The organism is Paracoccus sp. TRP (assembly GCF_000185925.1).
Lineage (GTDB): Bacteria > Pseudomonadota > Alphaproteobacteria > Rhodobacterales > Rhodobacteraceae > Paracoccus > Paracoccus kondratievae.
This window is the reverse complement of the sequence record NZ_AEPN01000078.1, coordinates 1-7,108: the sequence shown is the minus strand read 5'-3', so window position 1 is coordinate 7,108 and position 7,108 is coordinate 1. Positions and strand designations below refer to the sequence as shown.

Annotated in this window: 7 protein-coding genes; 2 read left to right on the top strand and 5 right to left on the bottom strand. The window is 69.1% G+C overall.

Features of this window, described 5'->3' with window-relative positions; genetic code table 11:
* Positions 1-164: 164 nt before the first annotated feature.
* From PARACOCCUSGL_RS0119270 to dsbD, 5 genes are all read right to left on the bottom strand, one after another.
* On the bottom strand, positions 165-791 hold the full coding sequence (locus tag PARACOCCUSGL_RS0119270) for a DsbA family protein (protein WP_010400407.1): 627 nt from the start codon (positions 789-791) through the stop codon (positions 165-167).
* A gap of 82 nt (positions 792-873) precedes the next feature.
* Positions 874-1,533: a DsbA family protein gene (locus PARACOCCUSGL_RS0119265; RefSeq protein ID WP_010400406.1), complete on the bottom strand. Its 660-nt coding sequence runs from the start codon at positions 1,531-1,533 to the stop codon at positions 874-876.
* On the bottom strand, positions 1,530-2,285 hold the full coding sequence (locus PARACOCCUSGL_RS0119260; protein ID WP_010400404.1) for a L,D-transpeptidase: 756 nt from the start codon (positions 2,283-2,285) through the stop codon (positions 1,530-1,532). Before PARACOCCUSGL_RS0119260 ends, PARACOCCUSGL_RS0119265 begins: the two co-directional genes overlap by 4 nt.
* On the bottom strand, positions 2,282-3,082 hold the full coding sequence (locus tag PARACOCCUSGL_RS0119255; RefSeq protein ID WP_010400402.1) for a TlpA disulfide reductase family protein: 801 nt from the start codon (positions 3,080-3,082) through the stop codon (positions 2,282-2,284). Before PARACOCCUSGL_RS0119255 ends, PARACOCCUSGL_RS0119260 begins: the two co-directional genes overlap by 4 nt.
* Positions 3,079-4,884 (bottom strand): protein-disulfide reductase DsbD, encoded by a 1,806-nt coding sequence (gene dsbD / locus PARACOCCUSGL_RS0119250; RefSeq protein ID WP_010400400.1) that lies wholly within the window; start codon positions 4,882-4,884, stop codon positions 3,079-3,081. The genes PARACOCCUSGL_RS0119255 and dsbD overlap by 4 nt, the downstream gene beginning before the upstream one ends.
* A 97-nt stretch (positions 4,885-4,981) precedes the next feature.
* On the opposite strand from dsbD, the gene PARACOCCUSGL_RS0119245 reads away from it, so the two are divergent.
* Together PARACOCCUSGL_RS0119245 and PARACOCCUSGL_RS0119240 are read left to right on the top strand one after the other, a co-directional pair.
* The gene (locus tag PARACOCCUSGL_RS0119245) at positions 4,982-5,647 is read left to right on the top strand and encodes a response regulator transcription factor (protein WP_010400398.1); all 666 of its coding nucleotides are present in this window, start codon (positions 4,982-4,984) and stop codon (positions 5,645-5,647) included.
* Complete coding sequence (locus PARACOCCUSGL_RS0119240; RefSeq protein WP_010400394.1) at positions 5,644-7,017, top strand: ATP-binding protein; 1,374 nt, start codon at positions 5,644-5,646, stop codon at positions 7,015-7,017. The genes PARACOCCUSGL_RS0119245 and PARACOCCUSGL_RS0119240 overlap by 4 nt, the downstream gene beginning before the upstream one ends.
* The last annotated feature ends 91 nt before the right edge of the window (positions 7,018-7,108 follow it).

Sequence of the window (7,108 nt, the reverse complement as noted above, 5' to 3'; positions counted from 1 at the left end):
CCCACAATCACCCAACTTGGCAATGCCGTGCAGAGGAACAGAGCGGCGGTCCATGGCCGGACAATGGAACGGTTACGCAATCGTCGCATCAACCTTCGAAAGGGAGAAAATCCTCGGGCAGTTCAGATCATATTGATCAGGCTCGAGCAACCGCGAGGCCCTGGCTAACCCATGGTTTCCCTTGCGCGCTGCACCAGTCCGCGCAGGTCGTCGAGGCTGTATTCGCCGAAAGCGCCCTCGTCGCCGGCGACGAAGGTGGGGGTGCCCATCAGGCCCATATGTTCGGCCAGCATGCCGCTCATGGTGATGTGGCGCTCGACCGGCTCGGCCTGCATGTCGCGCTCCAGCCGGACGGTGTCGAGGCCTACCTCGCGCGCGGCGCGCATGGTGGCCGCTTCGGTTACGCGGCCCTTGGTGCGGAACATCGCGGTATGCATCTGCCAGTATTTCCGCTGCTGCAGCGAAGCGAGCGAGGCCCGGGTGGCGAACTCGGAATCCTCGCCGAAGACCGGCCATTCGCGGAACACCACCCGCAGGTTCTTGTCCGAGGTGATCAGCCGATGCATCGGATCGACCATCTTGCGGCAAAAGGGACAGTTGTAGTCGAAGAACTCGGTCAGAGTGATGTCGCCGTCCGGATTGCCAAGCACCGGCGCGGTGGGGTCGCGCTCCAAGGACTTGCGCAGTTCTTCGGGCATCGGGTTGGCGCGTTCCTGCGCAAGGGCGTTTCCGCCCAAGACCGGCATCGCCAGCAGGCTGACGCCCGCGAGGACAAGGTGACGGCGTTGCATGTTCTCTCCTTCGTGTTTTTCCAACCCGGCAATGCCGGGACGTAATGGCAGCGGGGTTGCCCGCTCCTTCGGTTGTCTAGCGTCACGCCGCCCGCCGGGCCTCGGCAATAGCGCCGCGCAGGCGGGTTTCGTCCAGCGCGCCGGGATAGATTCTGGCGCCGATGATGAAGGCAGGCGTGCCGCGCAGCCCCAGCGCCGCCGCCTGCGCCGAGTTACGCGCCAGCAGTCCGTCCCATTTGTCGCGCTCGGCGCGATAAGCGGCCAGCGCCGCGCCGGTGTCGATGCCGCCGTCGCCCAGCACCTGCCGGATCCGATCCTCGGAGAGCCTGGCTTCGGTCGCCATCAGCGCCTTGAGGGCCTGCGCGTAATCGCCCATCGCGGCCGCCCCGAGAACCAGCTGGCTGGCCAGGACCGAGGGCGCGCCGAAGATCGGCCAGTCCTTCATCACCAGCCGGATGTCGCCGTCCTCGCCGACCACGCGGGTCAGCATGGCATGGCCCAGCTTGCAGTAGGGGCATTGGTAATCGAAATATTCGACGATGGTCAGCGTGCCCGCGGGGTTGCCCAGCACCGGATTGTCGGGGTCGTGCAGCACGTCGTCGGCGGTCATCTCGGCCGCGGCGGTGCCGCTGGCGCCGTTCCCGCCTCCCCTGCTCCGGGTCAGCAGGACGACCCCTCCGGCAAGGCCCGCCAGGCCAAGGCCGGCGGTTCCGGCCAGGACGTCGCGTCGGGTGATGCTCATGTCGTTCCTCCTGTCTGAACGGGGCCGGCAGCCAGCGCATCCGGCGGCGCGGGCAAGGGCTGGCCCAGCGGCACCGTGCCCTTGCCGGATTCCGCCTCGCTCAGCACGACGACCTTGGTCATGCTGCCGGTCTGTCCGGCCAGGTGGATGATGTCCTGGTTGAACAGCCGGATGCAGCCCGCCGAGGTCGCCTGCCCGATCGAGGCCGGGTCCATGGTGCCGTGGATGCGGTAATAGGTGTCGCCCCGGCCGTTGTGCAGATAGAGCGCGCGGGCGCCCATCGGGTTGTCGATGCCGCCTTCCAGCCCCTTTTCCACCGGGCCGTAAAGCTCGGGCTGGGTCGCGACCATGTTGTCGGTGGGCTTCCAGCTTGGCCAGTCGCGCTGATAGGGGATATGCGCCTCGCCGGTGAAGCCGTAGCCGGCCGCGCCCACGGCGACGGCATAGCGCATCGCCCTGTTGCCCGGCTGCACCTGGTAGAGATAGCGGGCATGGGGATCGACGATGATCGTGCCGGGCTTTTCCTCGCTCCAGTAGTCCACGACCTGCCGCGCCTTGTCCTCGGCCAGCAGTCGCGGCGAGACGGCGGGGATGTGGTGGCCGTTATCCTCCATCGCGCCATACATGGCCGCCAGTTCGGGGCGGATGGCAGGCGGCGGATCGGCGGGGGCTGTCGGTTCGGTCGAGGCGCAGGCCGCCAGCGCCAGCAGGGCCGCGCCCGCCCATGCGGATCGTATCGGGTTCATCGTCATTCTCCCGTCGCCTGCGCGATCATCCGGGTCAGGGCGGCGCGCGAGATCTCGCCCGTATGCGCCGCGACCAGCCGTCCCTTGGCGTCGAAGACCAGCGTCGAGGGCAGGCCGACCGCATTCAGCGCCCCCATCAGCCGATGGCGCGGGTCGCGGATCATGCCCTCGGCGGGCAGGCCCTCGGCCTTCAGGAAGGCCACGACCTGTTCGGCCTCCTCGCCCTGATTGGCGAAGACGAAATCGACGCCGGGCGTCTTGGCGGCCAGTTCGGTCATCATCGGCATCTCGCGCCGGCAGGGCGGGCACCAGGTCGCCCAGAGGTTCAGAACCACCGGCCAGTCGCGTCCGCCCAGGTGCACGCCGCGCCCGTCCAGCGCGATCAGCTGCATGTCCGGGATCGTGACCGCCGGACGTGTCAGGGTGGCGATGACGGCCTGATGCCCGACCAGCGCCGCCGCGCTGCCAAGAGCAAGCGGCAGGACCGCGCCTCGCGCCCGTCGCAACAGCGCCAACAGGAAAACGGCGCTGCCGCCGGCCCAGCCGGCAGCGGGCAGGAAGCCTCCCTGCCACAGCTTGATCGCATCCAGAGGATGATCGGCAAAGCTGGGCCAGTTGGCGACAACGAAACCCATGCGCGCGGCTACGATCCAGACCAGCACGGCAAATCCCGCCCATCGGGACGCATCGCTCTTTTGCAGCCGCGCCATGATCTCGGTCACCACGAAGAACAGCAGCAGCCCCACGATGGCGGCAAAGCGCGCGCCGTCGAAGACCAGCGGCCCTATCGAGACCGCATTCACCGGACCACCTTCCCGATCGAGGCCAGCAGCGCGGCGCTGTCCATCTCGCCGATCAACCGGCTGTCGGGCGCCTCGGCGCGGGCGGCGTCGAGAAAGATCATCGTCGGCGGCCCGGCGGCGGCCAGATCCCGCATCAGCGCCTGCGCCTCGGCATCGAAGGTGCTGACGTCCAGCTTGATCGCCGCCATGTCGGCCAGCGCGGCATGGACTGCCGGGTCGGCCAGCGGACCGCGCTCGATCACGCGGCAGGTCACGCACCAGTCGGCGGTGACATAAAGCAGCACTGGCTCCCCCCCCCCCCCGGCCCCCCCCCCCGCCGAGGCCAGCGCCCGGTCCAGCCCGGCGCGGGTGGTGACTTCGGCGAATTGCGCCTCAGAGGCCGGCGCGGCGGCCGTGGTCCCCGCCAGTGGCGCCAGCGGGCGCAGCGGATCATCCGCCCCTAGCGCCGCGCCGAGGCCCTGCAACAGCCCGGTAAACAGCAGCAGCACCCCCAGCGCAGCGCCAAGCCGGCGGTTGCAGGAAGCGGCGCCGTCCAGCCGGTCCAGCGCGCCCAGGAACACCGCCGCACCGACCAGCAGCGCGGCCCAGAGCGCCAGCGTGACCGGCCCCGGCAGCACGCGCCCCGCCAGCCAGATCGCAAAGCCGAGAAAAATCACGCCGAAAGCGCGCTTCGCCCCCTCCATCCAGCCTCCGCCGCGGGGCAGGATGCGCGGGCCGAAGATCCCGATGGCCAGCAGCGGCAGCCCCTGCCCCAGTCCCAGTGTGAACAGCGCCATCGCCCCCAGCATCACGTCGCCGGTCTGCGCGATATAGAGCAACGCCCCGGCCAGCGGCGCGGTCACACACGGCCCCACGATCAGCGCCGAGGTGAAGCCGAGCGCTGCCGCCCCACCTATCGAGCCGCGACGGCCAGCCACCCGGCCAAGACGGGCTTGCAGCGCCAGCGGCATCTGCAATTCGTAGAAACCGAACATCGACAGGGCCAGCGCGACAAAGATCGCCGCGATCACGCCGATGGCTATCGGCGATTGCAGCACCATCTGCAAATTCGCCCCCGACCATGCCGCGGCGATGCCCAGCAGCCCGAAGGCCACCGCCATCGCCAGCACATAAGCGCCCGTCAGGGCCAACCCGCGCCTTGCAGTCAGTGCCTCTCCCTGCCCGGCCAGCATGCCGGCGACGATGGGAAACATCGGAAAGACGCAGGGCGTGAAGGCCAGCAGCAGCCCGAAGCCGAGGAAACCCGCAATCACCAGCGCCCCGCCGCCGCGCGCGGCCAGACCCTGCACCAGCCCCTCATCCTGTGCCAGCGTCAATCCCGTATCCGTTTGCGCCGCGCCGGCTGGATCGGACGCACCCTGCGTCTGAGGGCTCCAGCCCGAACCGCCGGTGTCCACGTCGGCCAGCACCCTGCCTTCCGGATCCAGCTGTGCGCTTTGCGGGGCATAGCAGATACCGTCCTGCTGACAGCCCTGCCAATGCAGGGTGACCGGCTGGCCCGCATGCGCAAGCCGCGCCGTGACCTCGCCGCGATAGATCTGGCCCTCGCCGAAATACGGGTCCTCGTAAGCCTCGCCTTCGGGCAGGGACAGCGGCAGGCTCTGGCCATCCGCCTCCGCCGCGAAACTGCTGCGATAGAGATAATAGCCCTCGGCGATGCGCCAATTCAGCACCAGCGCGCCATCCTCGCCTTGACTTACGCTCAGGGCGAAGGCGTCTTCGGGTTGCAAAGGCTGCGCCTGCGCCGTCGCCAGGAAACCGGCGATCAGCAGCGAAAGCGCAGCCATCAGGGGAGCAAACATTCTCGTCATCATGCCGGGCTGGCTAGAGACGCCACCTTAAGCCCAGCTTAAGCTTGATCGACGAAAGTGTGATCGAGGAATTCGAAGGAAACACGCCATGCGCCTGCTGATCGTCGAAGACGACCCGGTCCTGTCCGATGGGATCGCCGTCGGGCTGGGCCTCTCGGGCTTTACCGCCGATGCGGTCGGCACCCTCGCCGATGCCCGCGCGGCGCTGGAGGCGGGGGGCTTCGCGGGCGTTGTCCTGGACATCATGCTGCCCGATGGCTCGGGGCTGGACCTGCTGGCCGAATTGCGCGCGGCGGGATCAAAGCTGCCGGTCCTGCTGCTGACCGCCCGCGACCGGGTGCGCGACCGGGTGCAGGGGCTGGACGCGGGGGCGGACGACTATCTGGGCAAGCCCTTCGATCTGGACGAGCTCGCCGCCCGGCTGCGCGCCATGCTGCGCCGGCAGGAAGGCCGCGCCGCGGCGGTGATCGAATGGAACGGGCTGCGGCTGGATCCGGCGACGCAGACCGGGCGCATCGGGCCTCGCGAGCTGCGCTTTTCGCGCCGCGAATTCGCCATCCTCCAGGCGCTGGTCGAACATCCGGGCCGAATCCTGTCCAAGACGCAGCTGGAAGAGCGCCTCTACGGCTGGCAGGAGGACGTCGAAAGCAATACCGTCGAGGTCCATATCCACCACCTGCGCGCCAAGCTGGGCCGCGACTTCATCGACACCGTGCGCGGGGCGGGATATCGGCTGGCGGAGGGAGGTTCATGAGTTCGATCCGCAAACGGCTGCTCGTCATCCTGCTGGCCGGGACCGGAGCGATCTGGCTCTGCGCCGTCATCTGGATCCAGCATTCGACCCGCACCGAGGTCGGCCATGTGCTGGACCGGCGCCTGCAGGAATCGGCGCAGATGGTGGCTTCGCTGATCCGGCGCAACGGCGGCATCGCCGGGCCGGATGCGGCGTCGCTGGTGGACGAAGCCCCTGCCCTGCCCGATACCGGCCGCCACGACTTCGCCCGCCAGCTGATCTGTCAGGTCTGGGGCTTCGACGGCCAGCTGAAAAGCGAATCCGACGGCGCGCCGTCTGGGCAACTGGCCGAGCAGGAAGGCTTCAGCGAGCGCGAAGTCGATGGCGAGATCTGGCGCGTCTATACCCATGTCGACCGGGATCTGGGCATCCGCGTCATGGTCGGCGATGCACGCTTCATGCGCGAAAGGCTGGTGCATGGCGTGGCGATGGGGTTGCTGGCCCCGGCGATGCTGGTCCTGCCGCTGCTGGCGGCACTGATCTGGCTGGCAGTGCGCAGCGGGCTTACGCCGCTGGACCGGCTGGCGCAGGCGCTGTCGCGCCGCCCCGCAACCGATCTCGGCCCGCTGGAGGAGACCCGCACACCCTCGGAGCTGCGCCCGATGATCGAGGCGCTGAACGGCCTCTTCCAGCGTGTCGAGGGCCTGCGCGAGCGCGAGCGCAGCTTCACCGCCTTCGCCGCGCATGAGCTGAAGACCCCGCTGGCCGGGCTGAAGACGCAGGCGCAGATCGCGACGCTGGCCCCCGATGCCGCGACGCGCGACCGGGCGCTGGCGCAGATCGCGCAAGGCGTCGACCGCACCGACCGCATGGTGCGCCAGCTTCTGGACATGACAGCGACCGAGAATGCCATCGACGGCACGGCTCAGGCCGAGGACGGCGCAAGGATCCTTGCCGATGTGGCCGACGAACTGGCCGGGCTGGCGCAGGCGCGCGGCGTCGCGCTGCGGCTGGAAACCGGCGGGACCGAATGGCGCAGCACGCAGGGGCCGCTGCTGGCGCCGGCGCTGCGCAACCTGCTGGAGAATGCGATCCTCGCCTCGCCCAAGGGGGCGAGTGTCGAGGCGCGGCTGACGCGCGAGGGCGAGAGGATCCGCTTCAGCGTGCTGGACCGCGGCCCCGGCATCGCCGAGGCCGACCGCCCTCATGTCACCGAGCGCTTCTATCGCGGCGCGGCCAGCCCTGCAGGCGGTGGGAGCGGGCTGGGCCTCGCCATCGTCGCTGCGGCTGTCGAGGCGATGGGGGGCGAGCTGCGCCTGTCGCCGCGCAAGGGCGGCGGCGAGCAGGCCGAAATCATCCTGCCAGGTGCGCCCACTGGGGCACTACCCTGAACTTGCCGCCATCGGCCTTCCTGTCGCCTGGACAATTCGACCACAGGGCATTCACCCGGAATCTAGGGTCAGGACCCATTGATTTACGCTT